This is a genomic window from Virgibacillus sp. NKC19-16, assembly GCF_021560035.1.
GTDB lineage: Bacteria > Bacillota > Bacilli > Bacillales > Amphibacillaceae > Virgibacillus_L > Virgibacillus_L salidurans.
On sequence record NZ_CP074373.1, the window covers coordinates 1,988,300 to 2,011,534 of the forward strand.

Annotated in this window: 24 protein-coding genes, 5 pseudogenes and 1 riboswitch; of the genes and pseudogenes, 14 read left to right on the top strand and 15 right to left on the bottom strand. The window is 36.3% G+C overall.

The genetic code is table 11. The annotated features are described in order from the left end of the window. Position 1 precedes the first annotated feature (1 nt). Positions 2–1,063, bottom strand: a complete 1,062-nt coding sequence (locus tag KFZ58_RS10245; RefSeq protein WP_235791230.1) for a M24 family metallopeptidase — start codon at positions 1,061–1,063, stop codon at positions 2–4. Between the two features lie 109 nt (positions 1,064–1,172). Beyond that, a complete protein-coding gene (locus tag KFZ58_RS10250) occupies positions 1,173–1,688 on the bottom strand; it encodes a YqhR family membrane protein (RefSeq protein ID WP_235791231.1) in 516 nt (171 codons plus the stop codon). 291 nt (positions 1,689–1,979) lie between these two features. On the opposite strand from KFZ58_RS10250, the gene KFZ58_RS10255 reads away from it, so the two are divergent. Then, on the top strand, positions 1,980–2,357 hold the full coding sequence (locus tag KFZ58_RS10255) for an SA1362 family protein (RefSeq protein WP_235791232.1): 378 nt from the start codon (positions 1,980–1,982) through the stop codon (positions 2,355–2,357). Positions 2,358–2,419: 62 nt separating this feature from the next. On the opposite strand, the gene KFZ58_RS10260 is transcribed toward KFZ58_RS10255, so the two are convergent. The 8 genes and pseudogenes from KFZ58_RS10260 to KFZ58_RS10295 all read right to left on the bottom strand — a co-directional run. Beyond that, positions 2,420–3,313 (bottom strand): patatin-like phospholipase family protein, encoded by an 894-nt coding sequence (locus tag KFZ58_RS10260; protein WP_235791233.1) that lies wholly within the window; start codon positions 3,311–3,313, stop codon positions 2,420–2,422. Positions 3,314–3,406: 93 nt separating this feature from the next. Next, positions 3,407–3,829, bottom strand: a complete 423-nt coding sequence (gene mntR, locus KFZ58_RS10265; RefSeq protein ID WP_235791234.1) for a transcriptional regulator MntR — start codon at positions 3,827–3,829, stop codon at positions 3,407–3,409. Positions 3,830–3,968: 139 nt separating this feature from the next. Further along, positions 3,969–4,574 (bottom strand): annotated as a pseudogene (locus tag KFZ58_RS10270) (ribonucleotide reductase barrel domain-containing protein); the annotation flags it as partial. Positions 4,575–4,643: 69 nt separating this feature from the next. Next, complete coding sequence (locus KFZ58_RS10275) at positions 4,644–5,471, bottom strand: HNH endonuclease (protein WP_235791235.1); 828 nt, start codon at positions 5,469–5,471, stop codon at positions 4,644–4,646. Positions 5,472–5,661: 190 nt separating this feature from the next. Continuing rightward, positions 5,662–6,216, bottom strand: a pseudogene (locus KFZ58_RS10280) (ribonucleotide reductase barrel domain-containing protein); the annotation flags it as partial. A gap of 272 nt (positions 6,217–6,488) precedes the next feature. After that, a pseudogene (locus tag KFZ58_RS10285) lies at positions 6,489–7,139 on the bottom strand (ribonucleotide reductase barrel domain-containing protein); the annotation flags it as partial. Positions 7,140–7,371: 232 nt separating this feature from the next. Then, entirely contained in the window at positions 7,372–8,016 is a 645-nt protein-coding gene (locus KFZ58_RS10290; RefSeq protein ID WP_235791236.1) for a DUF559 domain-containing protein, read from the bottom strand. A gap of 337 nt (positions 8,017–8,353) precedes the next feature. Continuing rightward, a pseudogene (locus KFZ58_RS10295) lies at positions 8,354–9,148 on the bottom strand (ribonucleotide reductase barrel domain-containing protein); the annotation flags it as partial. 383 nt (positions 9,149–9,531) lie between these two features. On the opposite strand from KFZ58_RS10295, the gene KFZ58_RS10300 reads away from it, so the two are divergent. Next, positions 9,532–9,903 carry a rhodanese-like domain-containing protein gene (locus KFZ58_RS10300; RefSeq protein ID WP_235791237.1) on the top strand — a complete coding sequence of 124 codons (372 nt, stop codon included), beginning with the start codon at positions 9,532–9,534 and terminating at the stop codon, positions 9,901–9,903. A gap of 40 nt (positions 9,904–9,943) precedes the next feature. On the opposite strand, the gene gcvPB is transcribed toward KFZ58_RS10300, so the two are convergent. The 3 genes and pseudogenes from gcvPB to gcvT all read right to left on the bottom strand — a co-directional run bounded on the left by gcvPB (position 9,944) and on the right by gcvT (position 13,871). Then, a complete protein-coding gene (gcvPB, locus tag KFZ58_RS10305) occupies positions 9,944–11,401 on the bottom strand; it encodes an aminomethyl-transferring glycine dehydrogenase subunit GcvPB (protein WP_235791238.1) in 1,458 nt (485 codons plus the stop codon). Beyond that, positions 11,394–12,743, bottom strand: coding sequence for an aminomethyl-transferring glycine dehydrogenase subunit GcvPA (gcvPA, locus tag KFZ58_RS10310; RefSeq protein WP_235791239.1), 1,350 nt, complete (start codon positions 12,741–12,743; stop codon positions 11,394–11,396). The genes gcvPB and gcvPA overlap by 8 nt, the downstream gene beginning before the upstream one ends. Positions 12,744–12,756: 13 nt before the next feature. After that, positions 12,757–13,871, bottom strand: a pseudogene (gene gcvT, locus KFZ58_RS10315) (glycine cleavage system aminomethyltransferase GcvT). A gap of 196 nt (positions 13,872–14,067) precedes the next feature. Beyond that, positions 14,068–14,157: riboswitch (glycine riboswitch) on the bottom strand. A 144-nt stretch (positions 14,158–14,301) separates the two neighbouring features. Here gcvT and KFZ58_RS10320 point away from each other — a divergent pair. Both KFZ58_RS10320 and KFZ58_RS10325 read left to right on the top strand, forming a co-directional pair. Then, a complete protein-coding gene (locus tag KFZ58_RS10320; protein WP_235791240.1) occupies positions 14,302–15,963 on the top strand; it encodes a DEAD/DEAH box helicase in 1,662 nt (553 codons plus the stop codon). Then, positions 15,950–16,738, top strand: coding sequence for a YqhG family protein (locus KFZ58_RS10325; RefSeq protein ID WP_235791241.1), 789 nt, complete (start codon positions 15,950–15,952; stop codon positions 16,736–16,738). Before KFZ58_RS10320 ends, KFZ58_RS10325 begins: the two co-directional genes overlap by 14 nt. Positions 16,739–16,778: 40 nt before the next feature. Here the strand turns inward: KFZ58_RS10325 and KFZ58_RS10330 are convergent, their stop codons facing one another. After that, positions 16,779–16,967, bottom strand: a complete 189-nt coding sequence (locus KFZ58_RS10330) for a YqzE family protein (protein WP_370642501.1) — start codon at positions 16,965–16,967, stop codon at positions 16,779–16,781. Positions 16,968–17,117: 150 nt separating this feature from the next. On the opposite strand from KFZ58_RS10330, the gene comGA reads away from it, so the two are divergent. The 9 genes from comGA to KFZ58_RS10375 all read left to right on the top strand — a co-directional run bounded on the left by comGA (position 17,118) and on the right by KFZ58_RS10375 (position 22,090). Beyond that, positions 17,118–18,128 (top strand): competence type IV pilus ATPase ComGA, encoded by a 1,011-nt coding sequence (comGA, locus tag KFZ58_RS10335; protein ID WP_235791242.1) that lies wholly within the window; start codon positions 17,118–17,120, stop codon positions 18,126–18,128. After that, on the top strand, positions 18,091–19,143 hold the full coding sequence (comGB, locus tag KFZ58_RS10340; RefSeq protein ID WP_235791243.1) for a competence type IV pilus assembly protein ComGB: 1,053 nt from the start codon (positions 18,091–18,093) through the stop codon (positions 19,141–19,143). Before comGA ends, comGB begins: the two co-directional genes overlap by 38 nt. A gap of 13 nt (positions 19,144–19,156) precedes the next feature. Continuing rightward, positions 19,157–19,459: a competence type IV pilus major pilin ComGC gene (gene comGC, locus KFZ58_RS10345; RefSeq protein ID WP_235791244.1), complete on the top strand. Its 303-nt coding sequence runs from the start codon at positions 19,157–19,159 to the stop codon at positions 19,457–19,459. A gap of 1 nt (position 19,460) precedes the next feature. Then, positions 19,461–19,889 (top strand): competence type IV pilus minor pilin ComGD, encoded by a 429-nt coding sequence (gene comGD / locus KFZ58_RS10350; RefSeq protein ID WP_235791245.1) that lies wholly within the window; start codon positions 19,461–19,463, stop codon positions 19,887–19,889. Then, on the top strand, positions 19,879–20,217 hold the full coding sequence (locus KFZ58_RS10355; protein ID WP_235791246.1) for a type II secretion system protein: 339 nt from the start codon (positions 19,879–19,881) through the stop codon (positions 20,215–20,217). Before comGD ends, KFZ58_RS10355 begins: the two co-directional genes overlap by 11 nt. Continuing rightward, entirely contained in the window at positions 20,165–20,617 is a 453-nt protein-coding gene (locus tag KFZ58_RS10360) for a competence type IV pilus minor pilin ComGF (RefSeq protein ID WP_235791247.1), read from the top strand. Before KFZ58_RS10355 ends, KFZ58_RS10360 begins: the two co-directional genes overlap by 53 nt. After that, positions 20,589–21,011 carry a hypothetical protein gene (locus tag KFZ58_RS10365; protein WP_235791248.1) on the top strand — a complete coding sequence of 141 codons (423 nt, stop codon included), beginning with the start codon at positions 20,589–20,591 and terminating at the stop codon, positions 21,009–21,011. Before KFZ58_RS10360 ends, KFZ58_RS10365 begins: the two co-directional genes overlap by 29 nt. 64 nt (positions 21,012–21,075) lie before the next feature. Further along, entirely contained in the window at positions 21,076–21,705 is a 630-nt protein-coding gene (locus tag KFZ58_RS10370) for a helix-turn-helix transcriptional regulator (RefSeq protein ID WP_370642261.1), read from the top strand. Positions 21,706–21,847: 142 nt separating this feature from the next. Next, entirely contained in the window at positions 21,848–22,090 is a 243-nt protein-coding gene (locus tag KFZ58_RS10375; RefSeq protein ID WP_235791249.1) for a DUF2626 domain-containing protein, read from the top strand. Positions 22,091–22,260: 170 nt separating this feature from the next. On the opposite strand, the gene KFZ58_RS10380 is transcribed toward KFZ58_RS10375, so the two are convergent. Further along, complete coding sequence (locus tag KFZ58_RS10380; RefSeq protein WP_235791250.1) at positions 22,261–22,881, bottom strand: MBL fold metallo-hydrolase; 621 nt, start codon at positions 22,879–22,881, stop codon at positions 22,261–22,263. Between the two features lie 168 nt (positions 22,882–23,049). Here KFZ58_RS10380 and KFZ58_RS10385 point away from each other — a divergent pair, with 168 nt between their 5' ends. Continuing rightward, entirely contained in the window at positions 23,050–23,223 is a 174-nt protein-coding gene (locus tag KFZ58_RS10385) for a DUF2759 family protein (RefSeq protein ID WP_235791251.1), read from the top strand. The last annotated feature ends 12 nt before the right edge of the window (positions 23,224–23,235 follow it).

A 23,235-nucleotide genomic window follows, 5' to 3' on the forward strand; every position in this document is an offset into this window, starting at 1 on the left:
CTTATAGTTGAATGAGATCTTTATTAGCAAATGTCAATCGTTCATTTCCTGTCTTTGTAATAACGATATCGTCCTCTATTCTGCACCCTCCAACACCTGGCACATAAATCCCCGGTTCAACAGTAACCACCATACCTGTTTCCAGCTTCTTATCTGTTCTAAAGGATAGACTTGGTCCTTCATGCACTTCGAGACCTAAACCATGCCCTGTTGAATGGCCGAAATAATCACCATAGCCTTGCTTCTTAATATAATCCCTTGTTAATGCATCTGCTCGCTTACCGGTAATGCCCGGTTTAATGCCATCAACACCTCGAAAATTTGCTTCTAATACTGTGTTATAAATCGTCTTTAGCTCATCATTTATTTCCCCGACCGCAAAGGTTCTGGTTATATCGGAACAATATCCCCTGTACAGGGCACCATAATCTAATGTAACCAGTTCTCCTGATTTGATTTCCTTGTCTGAAGCAACGCCATGCGGAAGCGCTGAGCGTTTACCTGATGCAACGATTATATCAAAACTCGAGGACGTAGCTCCTTGCCTTCTCATAAAGAATTCAAGTTCATTTGAAATATCAATCTCCTTAACCCCTGGTTTAATATAGGATTGAATATGTTCAAATGCATCATCCGCGATTTTCGCAGCCTCTTTCATAATGGATAGTTCATTAGCCGTTTTAATTAAACGGAGATCTTCCACTAGACCACTAACTGGAACGAATTCTGCTTCGATAACCTGTTTATAGTCCTCGTATTTGCTGTAGGTTACGTGCTCTTTTTCAAAACCAAGCCTTTTAACATTCATATTTTTTACCTGGTCTTTAATTTCTAATTCTATAGCTTGTTTATGTTCTACTATGTCAAACCCTGTTGCCTGCTCTGTTGCCTGTTCTGTGTACCTGAAATCTGTAATAAATCGTGTTTCATTCTTACTGATAATGGCAGCCCCCGCAGTCCCGGTGAATCCCGTAATGTAGCGTCTGTTAATGGCACTTGTAATTAAAATGGCATCTAAATTGTTAGCTTCCAGTGTATTTCTTAATTTTGTAAGTTTATCCAATGTATTCAACCCTTTCTAATTCTTTTACAAAGCGATATACTGCGGACTTCAGTGTATCATAAAAGAATACATTTGAATAATGATTGTATGGAATGCGTGCTAGAGTATATTAGTTATTGGCCTGCCTTTTGGATTCTTTTAATTTTGTATCATGAAAGTCATACGATATAGAATAGCCAACAAAAGTTCCGTATAGAATATATAACGAAATGGTTGATACAATCGTATTTGCACTAAGATCAGCAACTGGTGGGACGTTTTGGAAAATGGGCTGGAGCACATAAAAAACAATACCCCAAAGGATAATTCCATATGCGATTCCAATCCACATGGAGTTTATTTTTTTAAATAGCCCGTGGTAAATAAAAGCTGTCACTATAGAAATCACACTAATCAATAAGATAGACACAACATCACCTAACCAGGTATCCGTCCACGCTGCTGTTGTCCATGAACGCAACAAATAACTTTTCAGGCTTACTTCGGAAAAATTGAAATAATACATAATTACTCCAATAAAACCCCAAAGCATCCCACCAATGAAACCTGTTAGTAAGGAACGGGATAGTATGGTCCTGGAATCTTCATTTTTATTTAGTTCTAATCGCTGATTTTCGTCACTCATTATATCCACCTCCATCTGTATTATGACCAATTACCCCAAAACCTATCATAAGCAATCTTTTTAAAAATAAAGGCTAGTTATTATGTATTTTTTCTAGTAAAATAGAGATACTAACAATAGTCGGTTTAGAAAGTAGTTAAAAATTTCACTTTGGCTGAATACTTTAAGTTGATAAGGAAAGAATCTAGGATAACAAATCTTTTTTTACAGGTTTTTGGGAAAATCATGATATAAAAATCTGATTTGTGGTATACAGATAATAAATGAGAAATATGAAAGGAGGACTTTCTGATGGCTCGCAATAAAATGTCCGTATTAATCTATACACTTATCGGCTTAGCAGTGATAGGGATTGTGTCACAACTATTCACAAACACAGCAAATTTCTTCACCAGTATTTTTATTACACTCGGGATTGGTATAGCTATTTTTGCGGTATTCTATTTTGTATTTCTCAGAAAAAAAACCCCTTCTAATGACATGAAAAAATACAAAAAAGCTGTCAAACAATCAAAAGCAAAATATAAGCAGCCTAAGGCAACACACCAAACAGCAACAGCTAATAGACAGCAACAAACGCAAATAAAGAGAAAAGTAAATAAACGTGCACCACACCTACGGGTGATTGATGGAAATAAACATAAGAAAAAAGACCGAGCTTCCTTTTAGGACAGCTCGGTTTTCTTTTTGAGGAAGTATGGAGGTGGTTCCTTTTGCTTCCTATTGATTTCCTATTTTGGCCAATGCTTTAGAAAATGATCTGCACTCTTCATTCCAGATTCCATTAACAATCCCTTTGTTTCCTCATTAATTTGAAAATCGGTGGTCCCGATATCTTCTACAGGAATAAAGATAATATGATTATCATACGATTTGGAAATATACCTGGTATCATGTGCCTGCTTCATTGTAGAAAACAGTGCTAGAAACATATCAAAAGCGTTTTTAATATCCTTTTGAGGATGCTGTTTTTCGACAGTATCACTTAACTTCACACCTAAAATTGGCCGATCACTTCTATTATTACTATTTTCGAATACCCATAACGGAAAATTACTTAATAATCCTCCGTCAACGATTATACTTTTATTGTTTGATTTTCCAGGTAGTTTTTTTGGCATAAAAAAATAGGGAAACCCAGCACTCATTCTCACAGCTTTTGAGATGGGGAAATAATTTGGTTCGATATTATATATCCGTTTTAAATCATCCGGTATGACAACTAATTTTCCTAATGACAGGTCACTTACAATAACTTTAAGATATCCCGGCTGAAGGTCATGAAATGTATAAATATTTTTTTTAGCTAGCTGCCTGTATAGCCATTGTTCTAGCTTATCACCTTTGTATATGCCTAGTTGAAAATATAAAAAAAACCATTTACTAAAAGGGATTAATTTACTTAACCAGGGAGGGTCTAAAAGTTCTTTTAAATCTAATTCACCAAGCATTTCATTAATTTCATCCGTTGAATAATCGGCAGCTACAAACGATGCTACGATGGCTCCAGCAGAAGTACCCGCAACACGTTCCAATTGTAATGTGTTCGTTTCTATGCTTTTGAGTGCACCTACAAACGCATAAGCTTTTACTCCACCACCAGAAAACACACCATCAATTTTCATGAGTTCTCTCCCTTATTCTTCTTTTTATATTTTTAAGCACAAGAGAGGGAAAATAGAACTCATTATTCGAATATATGGTAAGGATGATTACTTTTAGTCTTTTTCATTTTCCATATGTAGTTGCCTTAATTGCAATACGCGGTTTTTATCAGATTTGAAATAATTTACTAAGTCTCCAATCCGATCAATTGAATTCCAGCTAAGGTGATGTTCGATACCTTCCACATCCTCATAAATCTTTTCTTTATCGACACCAATTATACCAAGAAATTCCTCCAATAATTCATGTCGAAATACCAACCTTTCGCCAATTTTTTTCCCTCTGGCAGTAAGTACAAGTCCTCGATACTTCTCATAGTTCAAATACTCGTCTTTATCGAGTTTCTGAACCATCTTTGTTACAGAGGATGGATGTACCATTAATGCTTCTGCAATATCAGCTACCCGCGCATAGCCTTTCGTCTCAATTAAATTGTATATTTGTTCAATATAATCTTCCATACTGGGTGTAGGCATAAAATCTCCTCATTTCAAGAATAATTTTTAGTTACTGCAACAATGTTTCTATACTATGAGAATACAGTAAATCGGAAAGTAAGACAAGCCAAAGAAGAGCTAACGGTTTTCGTTAGCTCTTTCTAATTGGGTAAATAATTTATAAACCGCACTTCAGTTGGGCGTTACAGCTTGTACAAGTATTGCAACCACCTATATCTTCAACACTGCCTGTCCGACAAACCGGACATGTGTCCCCGACTTCGGAACCGATCGTTACATTCGTTTTTTCCAGTTCCTGTACGGTGTCCATTAATACGACTTTCGGTTTTTCTGTCTCTTGAAATAACTCTGTTTGCTCGCCGATAGTATTCTCTTCCGCTTTTAGTGTCAGCACTTGTGAATCACGGCTACCGTCTACATAGACAGTTCCGCCTTTTGCTCCACCATTGTATAATCTGCGGTAAACACTTTCTACCTGATCAACGGTATATCCGCGTGGTGCGTTTACCGTTTTGGAAATAGAACTGTCTACCCAACGCTGGATTACACATTGTGTATCAGCATGCGCTTCTGGAGTTAAATCCATGGAAGCAACAAACCAATGTGGTAAATTATTTGGATCCGCGTCCGGATTTTCGTCTAGATATTCCTGTACAATACTTGCTTTTACTTCAATAAATTTACCAAGTCTTCCACTTCTGTAGTATGAAAAGGAAAAATATGGTTCTAAACCTGTGCTAACGCCGACCATTGTACCTGTGCTCATTTTTGTTACTCTCCATTAAATAGAGGGCGGGATTATTAGTACCCGCTCCCCATGTCGCCATGAGGATCAGACTATATCATCAACCATTTTCTTTCTATGCCTATTGCGGTGACAAGGGTGTTCACACAAACTTATCAAATTTGAAAGTTTATTTGCCTGCTCCCAGTCTCCATTAAATTTTCTAAAAGGAACTAGATGATGCACAGATAATTCTTTACCAAGTTCCTTTTCTGTTAAACCACAATCTTGACAAGTAAATTCATCTCTTATTCTTGTTTTCCTTCTTTGAGATCTCCAATTAGGGCCATAATAATCAATGTCCCCACCTTGCCAGACTAAGTTATTTTCTCCTGAGAATGCTCCAGATTTTGAATAGTACTCTGCCATGCAAATAACATCGCAAAAATTCCAATTTTTAATTATCGAGGGTTTACGCTCTATTGTTTTAGAACAATTTGTGCAATAAATATTAACTCGCTTCCTGTATTGCACTTCACCTCTCTTGCCGTTCGCTTTACCTAAACATGATTTAGAGCAATATTTTGCAGTTTCTTTCCTCGAAACAATTACGTTGAAGTTCTCATCACATGTTAGACAAGTTTTTGTAATTTGTTGCTTCAAATGCTGATTTATTTTTTTGTTATTTTCTCTTAAATAGCCATTGTTACACTCTCTATTACAAAAATTGTTTTTACTGATTTTTGATTGTTTCCTCAAAATCTTGTTACCACAATGAGAACACGTAACATTTACCTTTTTACTTAAATGTTTAAAAGCAATTGGATTTTCACTTTGATATTCACCTTTACAATTTCTAGAGCAATATTTTCTCCTATCAAAATGACTTGGTTTTACTTTCATTAATTTTCCGCAATTTAGACATTGTTTTTCCAACATGCCACCTCATTTATAGGTTTTATATAAATCTAAGGTGTATATACATGGTTGCTCTGCGTTTAGTCGTTGAGGGGTCAGCCACGACTTCCCTGCGGATTGTCTCCACCTTTCGATTTTTACTCTTAAATATGCGTTGGCAAAACGCGAGTACGAAAGGATACTGAGAGTTTCCCGCATATAGCATAGTTTACGCTACATCTTTACAGATATAGGGGGCAATAACTTTACCCGTAGGTGCAACAGTCAGTAGATGAGAGTTGCGTATACCATTTTCTAGTATTCCCACTCTTATATCTTCTGGCATTTTTTTCATATAACCCGTATTGATAAATGCTTCTCGTAATTCTTTTGTTTCCTCATCTGTTTTACCAATTAAGAATGGGAAACTTCCTTTTTCTTTGGCAAGCTCAATGGACTGGCGATAAGCTGTGGTAGCAATGGTTTCAAATAGCTTGTCCACCAATTCATTGCCTGCATTTGATCCATATTCTGTTTCACAATAGATTAAGAGATCATGCATGCCCATGACGCCTAATCCGACTCGGCGCTCACCAAGTGCTTGCTTTTTATTTTCCTCTAAAAAGTATGGTGTCGCATCGATTACATCATCCTGCATGCGAACGCCGGTTTTTACCGTTTGCTTTAATTTTTCAAAATCAACTGTTTTTGTATCTTTATTTGCCATTTCAGCAAGGTTCACTGCTGCTAGATTACAAACAGAATAAGGTGCTAGTGGTTGTTCCAATTTTGTTATCCTATCGGCTTTTTATCCAATAGTTCTTACAGTTTAATTTCCTGTAAGTTCAGCATATCTTTTCATTACACACTTTTCATTGTTGTATGTTATTTCGTGTGTCATGTTGCGGCCTCGTGGACGGGTTATAATCTGTTGTATAGGTTCACCGTCTATGCGTTGCCCCTGGCTAACGTTTTAATTTTAGCCTTCGGTTCGGGTTAGCATCTCAGCCTTCCCGCTTTATTCCGCAATGTTTAACGTGAGGCAAACTAAGCTACTTTACCACACGGATTTGTCGCAACGACCTGATCTCCATAAGCTTGAGCATTTGTCATGTCGTTCGCATTGTCAATAAAGAAAATACCTGGTTCTGCTGCGTATGTTGCACAAATATTGATTAAGTTCCATAGTTCTTTGGCTTTTACTTGGCGGTATGTGCGCACACCATATCCCATTTCTTCCCATTTACGAACATCACCGACATCATGCCAATTTTCATTGTATGCGTCCATTTCTTCTTTCGTATAATTTTCCACATCCGGAAAGCGAAGATCGTAATAATCATCATTTTCGACTGCTTCCATAAATTCTTTTGTTAAACAAACCGAAATATTTGCCCCTGTTAAAAATTCCGGATTATGAACAGAATACGTGCCGCCGGTTTGGACTTTTTCTTCCGCTTTGCGTATCGCTGCTTGTGTAAACCCACCTAAACCTGGCATTGATCTATAATTAACAATTCCTTGATATAGATCCATTTCTGTTTCTGTAAATGGTGTAAAATTCAATTTCTCCTGTGCGAGCTGTTTAATTTGCTCATCCGCTGTGTTTTCAATCAAATAGCGCAAAATTCTTGGGTTTTGCATTTTGGAAATGATGAATTCAATGATATCAGGATGAGAATCTACTAACATTATCATTTGAGCCAAATTGTTACGTTGATTCGTTACATCAACTCTCTAAGTCACCTTAGAGTTCAGACCATATCTTACACATTTAATATGTGCCCCCGCACTTCGAAATCACTTGATTTCTACTTTACTCACTTTCGTCTTTAGACGTGCTTTCAATGGTCGTTGAACCTTCTTCCCATCGGAAGCTTGGCTGCTGATTGTCTTTATCCACTTGTTGTTTTATAGCATTCACGCCTACCGTTTCCAGTTACGTTGTAGCCAACAAGTCATCTATGATGCTTTCAACATATTTAAAATTATTTAATATGTCATCTTCCCAAAAACGGATTATATTATATCCGTTTTTCTTTGTTATCTCATTTTTGTATAGGTCAATTTCAATTCTTTTCTTTTGCCATTCCATTGGTACTGGATAAAATTTTGGGTTAGCATGCCAATAATCGCCATCGCATTCAATAATAGTGTTATATTCTACAAGTGAGAAATCAAATTGTCTTTTCTCTAGGATAAATGAATATATATTTTTTATATTATTCATCCTAATGAAATTTTCTAGCTTCTTTTCAATATTTGTTTTGTGAAAGACCTGTTTTTCCATTTGTTTTAATGTAGCTTGTCGAATCTTATTAATAGTGGATTCACTATATATACCTTTTTTTCCACTATTCCAAGATGGAGTATTATTTTGGCGTCTAGTTGTTGCTGTTTTAGTAATAATAGTTTTAAAATGTTTATGTTTTTCGTCACTGTTCATTTGATTATGCCATTGTTTAATTTTTTGTGATTTATTTATTTTGGAGCATTCACTAGAACATGTTTTAGTTTTTCTGTTTTTTGCCTCAAAATAAGAATTACAAACTATACAAACTAATGGTGGTTTTTTTGACGGCATGAAACACTACAATATTTATTTGGAACGCCTCTTGTCAGTTTTACTTTATTATTGCATGAATCACGATTACATGTTAATTCCTGGCATGAATAATAATATCCATAAATAATTTTCTAATGTTAAACCGTGCTGCTTTAAATGTGTTGTAAACCGACCTTGTCTATTATGAGATAAGTTAAAATCACAAATCTTACATTTTTGTGGTTGTTTTGCATCATAGGATTTCACGTTCTTCACCTCAAGAAAAAACTTATTTCTTAGATATTAATTACACGTTGAAATCTAAAGAGTTTCCAGCAATTCACGGGGTTTATTTAGAGACGAGGCACTTCTATTTACCACGTCTTGAACCACCTTGCTCAACTAAATGCGTAAGTTTCGCAATATCATCGAGCCATGATACCGATCCGGATGATTTTCCGTTCACACCTCTTGCCAATGTATTGCGAGGTCTTAAGGTAGATCCATTCGTGCCGACACCCCCACCTCTACTCATAATTTCCATGACTTGTTTTCGGTGATCGGATATGCCTTCACGGGAATCTTTGATGTATGGCATGACGTAACAGTTAAAATACGTTACATCCGTATCCGCACCAGCCCCGTATAATACTCTTCCTGCTGGTATGAAATTCATATTTGCCAACTCATCATTGAATTTCGCAAACCATTCTTGTCTTGCTTCTTCTGTTTGCTCCACATTTGAAAGTCCTGTAGCATTTCTTTTTGCAATTTGTTCATAATATATTTCCAGTGGCTTATCAATAACACTTAATTTTCGCTGCACTATTCCTGTTTCTGCTTCATTTTCGTCATCCAGTACAGATACAAACTCAGAATTTACTTGAATGTTTGCTTCGTTCTTCGCCCAGTCTATCGATTTTACGATACCTAGTCCGCGGGCAGGAAATTTTGGATCTGCTTTGACTGTTAAGACAACAAAGTCGCCTTCTTTTAATGTTTTCTTCTGTGTATCCTTAAAAGCATATCGATCCAGCATTACTAAGCGGGAAACGCCAGTATGGGTAAGCTTCATATCCGCAGTAATTGGATGTACCTGTGGAAACAATTTGATATCTCCATTAAGCATCTCCACATCAATTCCTTGTCTTTCTTCAACAGCTATCGACATGTTATCGCTCCTTTATTAACTTTTATAACTATACAATACCACATATCATTTATTTAAAACAATATATTGAGAAGAAAAGATAAAAAAATACTATATATTGTGTTTAAAGCAAATAAAAGGCAATTTGTCAACAATAAATAAAAGCTAAATTCGACAGTAAATAAAAGCTGTTTGAAGCAAATAAGGTTTTTTCTACTACATATCAACAATTTCAGGCTTTGCAATATATTTTCTTTTAGACTTATTGCTGCATAATTCACTTAAATCACCTATTCATCAGTCTAAATCCAGGTTTTATCCTAATGGAAAGAAAAAACTTTGAAAAAATAGTCTAAACACAATATAATAGAGGTAGTACAAATGTGAAATACGGGGGAAATATGATGGAATTTTTAGTAATAGCAATAGTTGCACTGCTTGCGTTCGGTGTGTTTCGATATTTCAGGCAACGTAATTTTTTAAAGGTTTTAACTCAGGATCAATTTCGTGAAGGTTATCGAAAAGCACAACTTATAGATGTAAGAGAGCCACAGGAATTTGATAAAGGACATATTCTTGGCGCTAGAAATATTCCGGTAACACAAATGAAACAACGATTAGTAGAAATCCGGAAAGACAAACCGGTTTATCTCTATTGTCAAAGTGGTTCGCGCTCCGGGCGGGCAGCACAACTTCTGCATAAAAAGGGATACCAGGATATTAGCCAACTAAAAGGCGGATTTAAAAAATGGACTGGAAAAATTAAGACGAAATAAAGCTAAGGCTCAAGAAATATTCACTCTTGAGCCTCTTTTTTTATTTACTATAGCTTAAAATTGGTTTTCTTGCTGCCGTTGTTTCATCCATCCGTTTAACAATCGTATTATGCGGAGCCTCTTGAACTAATTCAGGGTCATTCTTTGTTTCCTCGGCAATAGAAATCATAGAATCAATAAACCCATCCAAGGTCTCCTTGGACTCTGTTTCCGTCGGCTCAACCATCATTGCTTCTTCCACATTTAATGGGAAGTATATCGTTGGTGGATGGTAGCCATAATCAAGCAGGCGTTTAGCTACATCCAATGTACGAACACCTAATTTCTTTTGTCTTTTTCCTGATAAAACAAATTCATGTTTACAATGCTGCTGATATGGTAGTTCATACGCCTCTCCAAGTTTGCGCATCATATAATTTGCGTTTAACACAGCATATTCACTAACTTTTTTAAGCCCTTCTGCCCCCATTGTACGGATATACGTATAGGCACGAAGGTTAATTCCGAAGTTTCCATAGTAAGGTTTTATTCTTCCAATTGAATTTGGTCTATCATAATCAAAATCGTATTGACCCTCTTTTTTAACGATTACAGGCTTTGGTAAAAATGGCTCGAGTTCTTTGGATACACCTACTGGACCAGATCCAGGCCCTCCACCACCATGTGGGCCTGTAAATGTTTTGTGAAGGTTTAAATGTACCGCATCAAACCCCATATCTGCTGGCCTTGCATAACCCATAATGGCATTCAAATTAGCCCCATCATAGTACAATTTTCCACCAACACCATGAACGATTTCTGCCATCTCTATAATTTCAGTTTCAAATAAACCTAATGTATTCGGATTTGTTAACATTAATGCTGCTGTATCTTTTCCAACAATACCTTTTAAATCTTCTATATCTACTAAACCTTGCTCATTCGTTTTTACAGTGACTGCATCAAATCCGGCAACGGCTGCTGAAGAAGGATTGGTTCCATGTGCAGAATCAGGAACGATAACCTTTGTACGGTCAAAATCACCATTTGCTTCATGAAACGCACGAATCATCATTAATGACGTCCATTCTCCTTGAGCTCCTGCTGCAGACTGAAGTGATACTTCATGCATTCCGGTAATTTCCCGTAATGAGGTTTGTAAGTCATACATCATCTCCATTGCACCTTGGACACTTTCAGTACTTTGATGTGGGTGAATGTGATTGAAGCCATTCAAACGAGCAACATCCTCATTTATTTTTGGATTGTACTTCATCGTACAGGATCCCAACGGATAAAAGCCTGAATCAACCCCATAATTTCGATTGGAAAGCCCGGTATAATGTCGCATGATATCCAACTCGCTCACTTCAGGTAAATTAGGAGGAGAAGTGCGAATATAAGAACTTTCTAATTCAGCGTCCAGATCCACTTCCGGAACATCCATTTCTGGTAAACTATAGCTCGTTCTTCCTTCTTTACTGCGTTCAAAAATTAATGGAAAATCTTTATTAGCCATTGATATCCTCCAATTCTTTAACAAAAGCGTCGATCTCTTCTTTTGTGCGGTTTTCGGTTACAGCAATTAACATATGCCCTTCAAGTTCAGGATACGATTTTCCTAGATCATAGCCACCGATAATCCCTTTATCCAGCAACTTTTTATTTATTTCACTTACAGAGTCAGCAAGTTTCACAACCAATTCATTGAAGAACACACCTTCTGTAACAACAGGAATAGTTGATTGCTCCAACTTTTGTTTTGCGTACCGGGCTTTTTGCATATTTAATTTTGCCATTTTTTTCAATCCGTGCTTTCCGATTGAGCTCATTGCAACAGAACTAGCTAATGCATTTAATGCTTGATTTGAACAAATATTGGAAGTCGCTTTGTCCCTTCTGATATGCTGTTCTCTTGCTTGTAACGTTAATACAAAGCCACGTATCCCGTCTTCGTCTTTCGTCTGTCCAACCAAGCGGCCAGGAACTTTGCGCATTAATTTACTAGTCGTTGCAAAATATCCACAATGAGGGCCTCCAAACTGGGTAGGTATTCCAAATACTTGCGTGTCTCCGACAACAATATCAGCACCAAATTCTCCCGGTGGTGTCAAATAACCTAATGCTAGCGGGTTACTAGAAACAATAAACATGGTTTTCTTTTGTTGTTTAATTAATTCATTCACCTTTTCCAATGGTTCAATCTGTCCAAAAAAGTTTGGATACTGCAGTACAACACTCGCCGTATTTTCATCTAATTCGCTTGCAAGCTGATCCATGTCAGTGAGTCCATTGCTGTGATCAATTTCTACAATTTCCAGGTTAGGCCCCTTTGCATAGGTGTCAATAACATCCCTTGATTCAGGATGAATGGCCTTTGAAACGAGAATTTTTTTCTTCTTCGTTTGTGCCGCACTCAAGTTTACCGCCTCTGCAAGCGCAGTTCCTCCATCATACATTGATGAGTTTGCTACGTTCATTCCTGTTAATTCTGTAATCATCGTCTGGAATTCAAAGATGGCCTGAAGTTCACCTTGGGATATTTCCGGCTGATACGGTGTATACGCGGTATAAAATTCCGATCTTGATATTACATGATCTACGACAGATGGAATAAAATGATCATAAACACCTGCACCTAAAAAGGAGCTATATTCTGTTAAATTGGCATTTTTATTTGCCATCTTCGTTAATTCTTTCTTTAGCTGTGCTTCATTTGCACCCTTTTTAAGATTAAGCTCGCCCTTAAAACGTATATTACTTGGGATGTCAGAAAATAATTCATCCGTTGATTCTATTCCAATTGTATCTAACATCTCTTTCTTATCTGTCTCAGTCATCGGTAAATAACGAAATTCCATTGCCAGTACCTCCCTATTTCCCTCGTTTGTAAAATGGCGTTTTTACGACTACTGCTTTTAACTTACGCTTTCGAACCTGGACGTCTAATTCTGTTCCTTCTATCGCTACTTCTGCTTTCACTAAAGCTAAACCGATATTTTTATTCAATGTTGGAGATTGTGTACCGGAAGTAACAAAACCTACTTCTTCCTCCCCGCTGTATACCTCATACCCATGGCGAGGGATTCCTTTATCAATCATTTCAATCCCAACAAGCTTTCTCGGGGGCCTTGTTCAATTTGCTCTTTCAACTTTTCTTTTCCAATAAAATCTGCTTCTTTATCAACTTTTACAGCAAATTTCAATCCTGCTTCTACTGGTGTAATATCCTTGGAAAGCTCTTGTCCGTAAAGAGCTAAATTTGCTTCAAATCGCAAGGTATCTCTTGCTCCCAGCCCAATAGGTTCTACGCCTTTATCTTCGCCAGCCTGCAATATTGACTGCCATAACATGCGTCCATAAGTTTTTGCAATATAAATTTCAAATCCATCTTCCCCCGTATAACCTGTACGTGAGACAATGGCAGGAACGTCTATGGATGAAAAATAAACCTCACTATCAAAACGGAAGAACTTAATTTCACTTAAATCCGTTTCCGTTAGCCTTTGTAATACTTCTTGTGCGGCCGGACCTTGTAAGGCTAATTGAACATAATCACTTGATACATTTGTAATGGTGACATCTTCCCAGCTGTAATGATTGTTTTCCTTTAGCCATTCATAATCTTTTTTTGTGTTAGCGGCATTAACAACCAATAAATAATCATTTTCTCCCACCATATAAATAATGAAGTCATCAACAGTGCCACCGTTTTCGTAGCACATGAACGTGTATTGAGCACGATCTGGAGTTAATTTTGATACATCATTTGTTGTCATTTTTTGCAGGAAATCCAAACTTTTCTGTCCACTTACAGCAATTTCTCCCATGTGTGAGACGTCAAATAAACCTGCTTTATTTCTTGTGACCTCATGTTCGTGTTTAATTCCAGAGAATTGTACTGGAAGATCCCAGCCGCCAAAATCGACTGTTTTTGCCCCAAATTTTTCATATTCCGGAAATAACGGTGTCCGATTTAACTCACTCAACCCATCCACTCCTTTTTTAAAAGTTTTGTGACTTGAAGTCTATTCTAAAACACAAAAACAGAGATTTCACTGATACCAGGAAATCTCTGTCTTCAAACCAGAAAGTTGCGTATTTATATAGAAACCGGATTCACATTTCCTTATAAATACTTGCTTCGTGGGTGGTCTACGTACCTGTAAACACTCTCCAGAGGTGCGTCCTACAAGAGTCTTTTTGCCTGAGAGATTCGCGAGTTGCTTGCTCCTTCGGCGTTACGTTAAACGTAAGCTCTCCCCTTGTATTCATTCGCTTTTATGAAAATGGCTAATTTGGTTATACTAATACAAGTATCACGTGAAAAATCTAAGTTAATTATAGCACACAACCACATGAGAATATATAGAATATATTTTAATTTCATTTAATCCATTACGAAAAAGGAAGTATCATATGACGTCTATTCACTTACAAAAAGATTCAACTTTCATTGACCAGCTGCAATCGGATTTTGAGAAGGAAAGCAAGTTTTCACCATGGGACCTTTTCTCCATGACCTATCAGGCTGAGCTTACAACGATCACCCCTGAATTTTCCGGTTTACGTGCATTAGAGTACCTGCCGCATGTTGAATTTTTAAGTCATCAGATCGAAACGGCAAAGCAAGCAATCGAGGACATGAACGGCCGCGCTATATTAGCTGATGAGGTTGGGCTCGGCAAAACCATTGAAGCTGGCCTAATATTAAAAGAATACATGATTAGGGGTTTAGTTAAAAAAGCACTTATCCTGGTCCCAGCTTCTCTGGTAAACCAGTGGGTAAAAGAACTTAATGAAAAATTTTATATTCCGGCTGTTGCCCACAGGAAAAATTATGCCTGGGACCAGTTTGACGTTATTATATCATCAATGGATACTGCAAAGCGTTCCCCGCATCGTGAAAATATATTGGATATAGATTATGACTTCATATTGATTGATGAAGCCCATAAGCTAAAGAATCATAAAACAAAAAACTATTCCTTTGTCCGCCTGCTAAAGAAGAAATACTGTTTATTATTAACTGCTACTCCTGTTCAGAATCGGCTAATCGAAATATTTAACTTGGTTTCCATATTAAAGCCGGGACATTTGGGAAATTATGATTCGTTTCTCGATCAATACGGGAAGGATCGCAAAAAAATTAAACAGGACATGTATTTGAAGCAATTAATCCAAAAAGTAATGATTCGTAATACCAGAAAAGATACGACATTAAATAATACCAAGCGTCATATTGAAACCGTTTGGGTTGATTTCAAACCGGAACAACTGGAGGTTTACGAAGCGCTTAATCAGATAACAATGCCCTTTTCTTCATTTTCCAAGATTACATTTTTAAGAGAATTATGCTCATCACGCGAGGCTTGTTATTTATCCCTTCAAAAATTAGCGATGGAAGAAGACAATAAAGAATCTATTCAGCCGGTATTGTCAAAGATCGAACAATTACCTCACCATGTAAAAGCAGAAAAAGTGGTTGAATTAATTAAGAATATCGGGGACGAAAAAGTGATTATTTTCACAGAATACAGGGCAACTCAATATTACTTGCAATGGTATCTTCAGCAAGAAGGAATTTCTTCCGTCCCTTTTAGAGGTGGTTTTAAAAAAGGGAAAAAAGACTGGATGCGGCAACTGTTTAGAGACCATGCACAGGTTTTAATTGCTACAGAGGCAGGTGGTGAAGGGATTAACTTGCAATTTTGTAATCACATGATTAACTATGACCTGCCTTGGAATCCGATGCGGCTTGAACAGCGAATTGGGCGAATTCATCGGTATGGTCAGGAAAAAGACGTCCATGTATATAATTTTGCCATCAGGGAGACAATCGAAGAACATATTATGAGCCTGCTATATGAAAAAATCAACCTATTTGAGCAAGTTATTGGACATTTGGATGATATTTTAGCTGAGCTTGACATAACGGATATTGAAACTGAAATTGAAAATATTTATGTAGAGTCTACATCTACAGGTGAAGCTAAAATTAAATTAAATAATCTCTCGTCGATCATTAAACACACACATGCCAATGTAGATAATGAGGAGCGTCAATATGGCAATTACTAATTTAAACGAATTCTTGCAGGATTATTTTACCGCCAATCAGTGTGAACTTATCTTTAATGAAGATGGTGTATTAACGGTACAACTAACAGAAGAAATGGATAGGGCATTAATGAATCGGCCATTTTATTGGCATTATGTGAAGAGTACTGGATATGCTGGTGAACCAATGAAGCTTACACTCGTCACAAACCCGGATAAGCGGGAAGAAAAGGGAGAATGGATTCATTTCGGCAGTCCACGCTTGCAGCAAATACTTACTCAGCTTAAACAAAATGAAAAAGTCACTAAATTATTCCAGAAAGTAGAAACAAATCAAAATACACCGTTATACCCCTGGTTGGTGGTAAATATAAAGATAAGTTATGTCGGCAAGCAAAAGAAAGATGAAGTATTTTCAATCGGATTGCATTTAGTAAATGGTATGATGAAAGTTGAAATGATGGAACAGATGCAGCAGTTATCACTCCAAATGACAATATCTGATTACTGTTATCCCATTTCACCACTTATTAAACTAAAAAGTGGTTATCTTCGTATCCAGTCTGTGATTGATAATTATATTGAAAATCAAACACATGAATGGGCAGAAGAATCATGGAAAACATTAGATGAAGAAATTCAAATGCTTCATTATTTTTATACAGGGGAAACAGAAACTGTAAACGAACAAAAGCAAAAAGAATTGAACGAAATGAAAGAACGCTATGAACCATACATATCCTATGAAGTAATTAATGGTGGTATTTTTTATTTTACGGAGGATGCATTTGTATAAAGATATAAAAATAACAGGTGCGCACCGATGCGGTCACCTGTTATTCAGCCTTTTTCCAAATTGTTTTTAGCGCAAATGGCAAAATTCCCAGCCAGCGACTGCTGTAAGTTGCAGGAGGATTTTTTTGTTTTACTTTGCGTTTTTTTCTTTCCTCAGAAGGTAAATCGATATATGTCACCACTTGTTCCGTCATAAATTTTACATAATCATTTCCGGAAATTAGTCTCACCTCTTGATAGTTGTTGGTAGTCTTAGCTTTACCATTACAGGCTAAATTATTCCTTAAAGTTTTTTCAAAAATTTTTTCAAAAAAGAAGGAGTTTATCAAAACGTGTCGAATATAGTAGTTGTTGCAAATTTAAAAAGGAGGTGAATTTGTTTGAATCCTGCTGCAGCAATATCGAATAATCTTCTCACTGCTGCCTTCGAATCCCAAGCATCGGATATTCACTTTTACCCATTCCAAGATCATACCAATGTTTATTTCCGCATCCATGGGAAACGGATCTTTTATAAGCGTTTAATAAGTGCTAAGTATCAACTATTATTAACGTACTATAAATTTACATCCGGAATGGATATAGGTGAAATCAGAAAACCGCAAAATGGCACGATTACACATCAAGAATCAAATCAAATGTACTCCCTGAGATTATCAACACTTCCCGTCAACCTAATGGAAAGCTTAGCCATTCGAATCCTTCCACAGGAAGAAAACCTTTCTCTTGACCAACTTTTTCTTTTTCCAAATCAACTGAATAAATTAAAGGAATGGATTACGAACCAAGCTGGCATAGTACTATTTACCGGCCCAACAGGAAGTGGAAAAACAACAACCATGTATTCGCTCTTGCAAACGATTCTAAGTGAAAAGTCTTACCAGACGATTACATTGGAAGACCCTATTGAAAAAGAGATGGATGATATTCTGCAAGTACAGATTAACGAAAAAGCCGGCATTACTTATCAAAGCGGGTTAAAAGCTGCACTCAGACATGATCCCGATATTATCATGATTGGAGAGATTCGTGATAAAGCTACAGCAGAGTTTGCTTTTGATGCTTCTCTAACCGGACATCTTGTACTAAGTACCTTGCATGCTAAAAATGCTTCAGGAACGGTTCATCGTCTACTGGAAATGGGGTTAAAACAAACCGATTTGCAACAATCACTTATAGCAGTGGCAGCACTGCAACTATTGCCTATTCAAATAAATGAAACGACAAAAAGACGGGCTGCCATACTGGAACTATTAGAAGGCAAACGATTGGAAAAAACAATACAAGGAGTTGATGACAAAACTGAAAATGCATTTTATTCCTTTGACCATTTAAGAAAGAAGGCTTATGCATATGGATATATATCTGAAGAGATTTATAAGAATTCGTAAAGAAAAAATTTCCAGTGAAATTCAATTACGCTTTTTAAAGCGACTGAATCGATTATTGCATAATGGGTATCCATTAATTGAAGCCTTGGAAGTAATCAAGTGGGACAAGCAGTTAATTACGCCAGCAACAGAAATTACGGATGCTGTAAAAAACGGCTACCCTATTGATAAAGCGTTCGAACAAGCAGCATTTCATCAAACGATTACCACATATTTATATTTTGTCAGAGTAAACGGAGACGTGCAGGGTAGTATCGGCAAATGTATTGAGATGTACGAACACCGAATGAAATATATGAAGAAATTTCAACAAATCGTGCGTTATCCGTTAATCCTGTTACTCATTTTCTCCTTACTGCTCTATTTCATTAAACAATATGTTCTTCCATCCTTTGCAGATCTTTTTCAAACAAGCACAGAAGCCTCTTCCATGGTCATCTTATCTATTTTAGTTATTGACTTATTAGGAAATATGGTAATTGCGCTGACTGCTCTGATTCTGATAGCGATCATTATTTGGAATTTTATCAAACACAGGCTTACCATAACAAAGCAAATCAACTTTTATAATAGCTTACCAATTTACCGAACATTTCTTAAACTGCAAACCTCCTTTCTTTTTGCAACACATTTTAGCACCCTTTTGAAAACAGGCATGTCCTTCAAAGAAATTCTAACGCAAATGTCCAGCCAAAATAAATTACCAATTATTGCACATTACTCAAATTTAATGACAGAAGAATTAATGAGGGGGTTGCCTATCGCAAGCCTGCTTTCACAAATGCGTTTTCTGGAAAACCAGCTCGCTTCCATTTTCCAAAAAAATGTGGATGCCCATGCGTTAGAGAAGGACCTGGATGTGTATGCAGAGATTCTTACAGAGGAAATACAGCGAAAAATAATGAAAGCACTCACGTTAATTCAACCATTATTTTTTATTGTATTAGCCAGTTTTATCATTTTTATTTATATGACATTGATGTGGCCAATGTTCGAATTAATCCAAACAATCTAAAGGAGAGAAACATATGTTTAAAAATAATCGAGGATTTACACTGATCGAAATGCTTATTGTATTAATGGTTATATCTGTACTGATTATCCTGTTTGTGCCTAATTTAAGTGATAGAAGCGGCGATGTTCATGGTACAGGATGTGACGCGCTTGTAAGTCTTGTACAAAGTCAGGCTGAGTTATATGAATTGGAGGAAGGATCACAACCTGGGAGCATACAAGCTTTAGTTGATGATGGATATATTACCCTAGATCAAATAGAGTGTTCGAATGGAACTCCTTTATCGATTAGCAATGGGACTGTTTCTGCAGATTAACATGAAAAAACAGAGCGGATTCACATTGGTCGAATTACTTTTGGTTCTGTCCATCTTGTCCATTCTATTACTGCTAAGTGTTCCATTGAATATTTCCGGTTTACAAAAACACCAGGATAAGCAATTTTTGGAAACATTTCAATATGACGTTTTGTATATCCAAAATCTAGCAGCGACAACCACTGATGATAAAAGAGTATACATCAGATTTCATAATGACCGCTATGAAATTATAGTTGAAAGAAAAACACTTGAGACTAGATACTACCCCGATGGATGGGAAGTGGATCCACGGGCAATGGGAGAGTTATCTTTCAAATCGACTGGAACGATAAGGCAACCAGGCAGGATAAAAATGACCTCAAAGCATGATACCTACTTCGTTGTCTTTCCACTAGGGAAAGGAAGAGGTTATGTTGTTGAAGAATAATGGATTTACGCTAATTGAGGTTTTAGTAGCATCGAGTGTACTCATGATGGTTATCTCAACCGTTGTGCCTATCATTTCGCTTATCACAGAACATCAATCACTTTTAAGTGATAGACGCACGTTCAATTACTACTTACATGATGAATTACAGCCATATCTTCATCAGCAAGAAACTGCATTGCCAACAAATTACAGTGAAACGATTCACAATAAAACAGTCACATTTGAATTTCAGATGGTAAATGAATTAGTCAAAGGATGTGCAGAGTGGCAAAATGTCAAAAACAACAATGAAGTTATATGCTTGTATGGCTATAGGGAAAAATGAACGGGGATTTACACTCGTTTCTATCTTATTCAGTATTTCCATTATAGCTATAACCCTACCTTTTACAGGCTATTTAATCCATACCATTACGGGTAGTTCTTCCCAATATGAAGAAGTATCCACTCAACAATTCTTTCATTTTTTACGAGACGACGCCATTAAAGCAACAAGTTTTGCAATTGAATCATCTTCATTAACGCTTACAATTGATGATGAAACAACTGCTACTATTGAAATGTACGGGGAGCACATTCGGAGGAGAACCAATCGTGGAGGACATGAAATATATTTACGCGATGTAGAAGATATAACTTTCACAGAACTTCCTTATGGTATACATGCAACAGTCACTTCAATGCAAGGAGAGCATTATGAAAAAACAATTATCTTTTATGAATAATGGTGCAGGTTTCTTTTTTCCGTATGTACTTCTTGTAACAGCAGTTGTATTTATTTTTATCACCGCTACCATTACCATGTATGCAAGTGATGGTAAAATAACAGAGAAACACATGGAACAAGTTAAAATCGAAACATTATTTCAAATGGCCCACGCTAAATTTTCAGAGGAAAATGAAACAAAAAAAATAGATAGCGGTGAAACGTATTATGCATTCCCTTATGGCATTGTTGAAATAACATATGCCCCATCAGATGAGAACAGGTATGAATTGTATTTTAATATTACAACAGACAAAAATGCTGTATATTCTATTACACATACATGGCAACAGGATCCGAATAATAAGGATTCTAAAGTTATAAACGTGAACAATTACCAACAAAGCCGATAAAACGCCCATTTACTACAGAATATTTATTATAATAAAGGTAATAAATATGGTGAGGTGAATATTAATGGAAAATACACTAAAGGTTACAAATGTCCTAAGTGATCCGACGAGGTACAATATTTACCAATATATAATTAAACACCATAAAGAGGTTAGTGTAGTAGAAATCGCTGGAGAATTTGATATTTACCCAAATGTAGCACGACTCCATTTATTGAAGTTAGAAGATGTTAACATGGTTGTTTCCTATTCTCAAAAGACCGGGAAAGGAGGAAGACCAAGTAGATTATATCGCTTATCAGATAAGGTCGTTGAACTGAATTTTCCACACCAGGACTATAAACTACTTTCTACAATTGCGCTTGAGTCATTTGCAGAACTGGGTGACCCCGGTAAACAAGCATTGTATAACACAGGAGAAAAATATGGAACAAAAATAATTGAACATTACAATACGTCAGCCGTAGCCCAAGAACTCAATATTGATCAAAAAATACACATTTTACAAAACGCAGGAACAATGTTAGGAATGTATCCTAATTTTGTTCATCATCCGGAGACGAATAGTATTTCATTTCAAATTATTAATTGCCCGTTTAAGGAAATTGCTTCAAAAAATCATACAATGGTTTGTAAAATGCATCATTCTTTTTTAAAGGGATGTTTGAAGCATTATTTACAGAAATTGATCTAATGGAAGAAGATAACATGTTTCAGGGCTGTGAAAATTGCACGTATACAGCAAAACTTTCAATTGTTTAGTAAGATTCGTTTACAAGTCATCTTTCCTGGTTTATAATAACAATGATAAGGTTACCTAAAAGGAGGGGGAAAGCATGGATCGAATGTTTCGTGTGCTTGCCTTTTGGACGGGTATTTTTACAGTAATGTTTTATGTTGGCGATATGCTACAAACAGCACTATTATTCCTGATTCAAACGGCGTTTTTCCTTACATTAAGTTACTTAAAATTATCCGAACGCATGTATATGTATTTATTCGGGGCTTATCTTACCGTATTCATGGTTGGCTTTACATGGTATTCCGAATTTATACTTGTACCCGGTTTCGGACACTAAAAATAAAAAGAACCCCGCTCGCGTACATATGCTGGGTTCTTTTTATTTTTGGGTGTTTTCGTAAATATTGATGCTTTTAAAACTTCGTATTCGATAGGTCTTTTATAACTTTTATGTCAAAAAGCAGCAATCTTTTAGAAAACAGCCTTTATTTTTATATCAAGCCTCTTTTATCTTACAAACGGATTATTCACTTTTTCGTTACCTATTGTTGTTCTTGGTCCATGTCCAGGATAAACGACAAATCTGTTGTCTAATTGATAAAGGCGCCTGCGTATACTGGCTTCTAATTGCTTCATATCCCCACCCGGCAAGTCAGTTCGACCAATTCCTTGTTGAAATAATACGTCCCCGGCAATAACAAAACCTTCATCTTTAAAAATGAAACTAACACTTCCCGGAGAATGTCCTGGTGTATGAACGGCCTCAAAATTAAAAGAGGCTATTTTCATTTCACCGGGGTCTATCATATATTCTGCCTGCTTTGTTTTTATTTCTTCCCCTGTGAAAGATATGGAACCATTTAAACGTGGGTCTTCCAACCAGGATGCTTCATTTTTATGTAAATAAACGTCCAACCCATAAAAAAGACGCAAATTCTCTACTGCCCCTATATGATCAAAATGCGCATGAGTTAATAAAATAGCTTGAGGAGACAACTTTTCTTTATTTAAAAAATCAATTACTATATTCGCTTCCCCTCCTGGATCGATAATTAAAGCATTGCGATCATCATATACTATATAACAATTCGTACCCAGTGGACCTAAAGACATACTTTTTATATGCATTAAAAAACCTCCATTCAAAACTTATCCCTAAATCATTAGGATATACCTCGACAAAACCAAATTTCTATTATAAAATAAATAATATACTTACTTAGTTACATAATAATACAAATGTAATTCCTATATCAATAATGATCATTTAGGAAGTAATAAAGGAGGATAAAATAAATGCATACCATATTGGCAATTCTATTTTTATTTGTTGCTCTTCTATCTGTTGTATCCATCATTCGTCAACTTAAATACAAAAACATGTTGGCATTAGGATTTTCAGTAATCACAACTTTAGCATTTGGTTTTTTCTCAATTGCCACCATCATTTCAGAGATTTCTGGTTCATAAAGTAAAATACAT